This window comes from Vibrio sp. (assembly GCF_984391705.1).
This window is the reverse complement of sequence record NZ_CFHWOM010000134.1, coordinates 1-2,442: the sequence shown is the minus strand read 5'-3', so window position 1 is coordinate 2,442 and position 2,442 is coordinate 1. Positions and strand designations below refer to the sequence as shown.

The window sequence follows — 2,442 nt, the reverse complement described above, 5'->3', positions numbered from 1 at the left end:
CAGCGATAAGGACTTTTTTGTATCTGACCAAGTTGCGTGTGCGCTGTTAATGGCAATGAGACTTTCCCTTGTACCCATGCAGGCGTATATTGCCAGTGAGTTTGAGAGTCTGTTGGATCAACGCAATAACGTTGACCATCATATTCAAAACAGACGATGACATGATTGAATGCCAACATACTTGGTATGATAACCCTTTCAGGGTCATTTCGGTTTGTAGCTACCAATACTAATTCTGGTTCTAAATTGAGTTTCTTTAACAGACTCAAAAGCAAAGTAGATTTATCTTTGCAGTCGCCAAATCGATTTTCTATCGTCTCTGCAATATCATGAGGCGTCATTGCATGGCCAAATTCAGAGCGCGAAACATATCGAATATCTCGAGAGACAAACGCCAAAATACGCTCTATCTTTTCATCCGTACTTTTCGCTCCTACTGTTAGCCTTAAAAAGAGGTTATCCAAACCAGTTTGGTCTGTCGAAGCTGCCGCCATCCTCGTTGACGCTAAATCTGCTACATCTTGCCAAGAATTTAACGAACCCAACGAAACACGGTTGATTCCATCACGCCACAAAACTTGATAGTCCCCTTCAAAGGCAGGAATATCCTCCCCCTGACAGTCGAGGGTGTTATTCAACTGTTCACACTCAACAACTTCGGTGTCTTTGGACCAGGATATCGGAGATTCATTACTCCAACTTACATTGAGTTTATACGCAGCAATTGGGTAGTTTTGTTGAGTAAATAACTCTTCAGCCCAATCATGTTCCATCATCGAACGCTGAGTAACAACCTGATATTTCAGTATCGCAACACTTCCTTCCTCTAGGCCAGGAACAGCCAACGCGAGTTCTTTTCGACTGGAAAATGTGTTGTAACTACCAGTGTTCAACAACTGGACTTGTAAGGGTGAGATCTGTTTTACAACACCAGCAGGAGAAACCGAAGCGGCAGCCTGAATAACCACTTGTTGATAGCTCGGGTCGAAATACAAACTCATCGTGCCATATGACTCAGTATCGACAAACCGAGGGAAATAATTGACTATAGTTCTTTGTTCAATAACTTGTTCTTTCTGAACATCGAACTCTATATCTCTGAGCAGCTGTACCATCTCAGAATATTGATTGTCTTGAGGGATCAACAATAGAGTATCTTTGAGGCCATCTTGAGAAAGATCCCATCCAACATTAGGCAATTCATCAGCGTGAATGAGTGAGAAATTTGACAAAGTTGCCAAGGCTAATGCCAATAGCTGATTCAATCTCATTGCAGTGTAAACTCCCTGATCATCGCTTCAAATTGAGGCTTCCTACGATTGAACGACAACTCAGGTTGGGAGAGCACACCAAGCAACTCGTATGTCTTATCTTGTGAATGAATTAATGCTAAAAAAGCAGCAGCGTCAGGCTTGAAGGTATCTTTAACACAGATAACTTCAATCTTTACGACAAATTCATCACCTATAAAGTGACGCTCTTCCCTACAGCTAGAATTACCAATTTGCTCTCCGAACCACTGACGACGCCATTGTATATGATCATTGACGTCGTTAGCCGAGAACTTCCCATTTTCAAAAACCGTAAAGTAAGCATCAAAATCTTCACTTTCAAATTCAGCTAATGCGGTGCCATCAGAATACGTACCGACTTCCACTTGTTGCCACCCTTTTCCATGGAAGGTCAACTGATAGTCATGATTTTCTTGTACGAATACACTTCCATCAGAGAAAGTATCCAACTTCTCTACCATTAATGGAGAGATAATAGAGAAAGCAAATAAACCCAAAACTGTCGGTGTCATGACTAGTACGACCACCCACTCTAATGGATTGAAACCGCGCTCCTTGCCTGTGAACTCGATTCCTTTAACCTGTTTTTTATAGGCGTTTACACGATAGGCGATAGCACCAAACGAGATGGCAGCAAGTATGTATACAACAAACTCTAGCCATGCTGAGGTTGCCCATTTGGAAGTCACAGAGAAGTACAGCGTGGTTAGTACGAAGCCTAGACAGCCCAAGTCATATATGGTTTTAACCTTCGACTCAGTACTATCATCTTCTAAATCACTCAGTGCCTTACCTAAGTTTCGAAAAGCGAAAAACTGCACGATGGCAAAGTAAGGAACGAATACCCATAACCAAGGTTTAAAATCAGCTCTAGATATAAGCTTGATTTCTTTAACGCGACGGTAAAGCCAGAAACTGGAATAGAGGCCAAAGGTGCAGAAAAACAAGAGCGCATCTACGAACGGTTTTCTTGGATAAGAAGCCTTTATTTTTCCTGGCTTTTGTTCACTAGGTGAAGAGACATTTTGTGTTTCGTCGCAAGGCATATTGGTGATTTCTTGCATTTGTAAAAATCCATGTTTTATTTTCAAGCCAACACATCACAATCAACGATTAATGACGATTCTAAAGACATTGCTTCATCTACTAG

General features: G+C 41.5%; 2 protein-coding genes. Both read right to left on the bottom strand.

The window, feature by feature from the left end; translation table 11 throughout:
- Positions 1-1,271 (bottom strand): DUF3857 domain-containing protein (locus AC4MRV_RS21900; protein WP_491189383.1); only part of this gene is annotated, 1,271 nt, incomplete at its 3' end.
- Positions 1,268-2,356: a hypothetical protein gene (locus AC4MRV_RS21895; protein WP_491189382.1), complete on the bottom strand. Its 1,089-nt coding sequence runs from the start codon at positions 2,354-2,356 to the stop codon at positions 1,268-1,270. The genes AC4MRV_RS21900 and AC4MRV_RS21895, both read right to left, overlap by 4 nt.
- Positions 2,357-2,442: the final 86 nt, after the last annotated feature.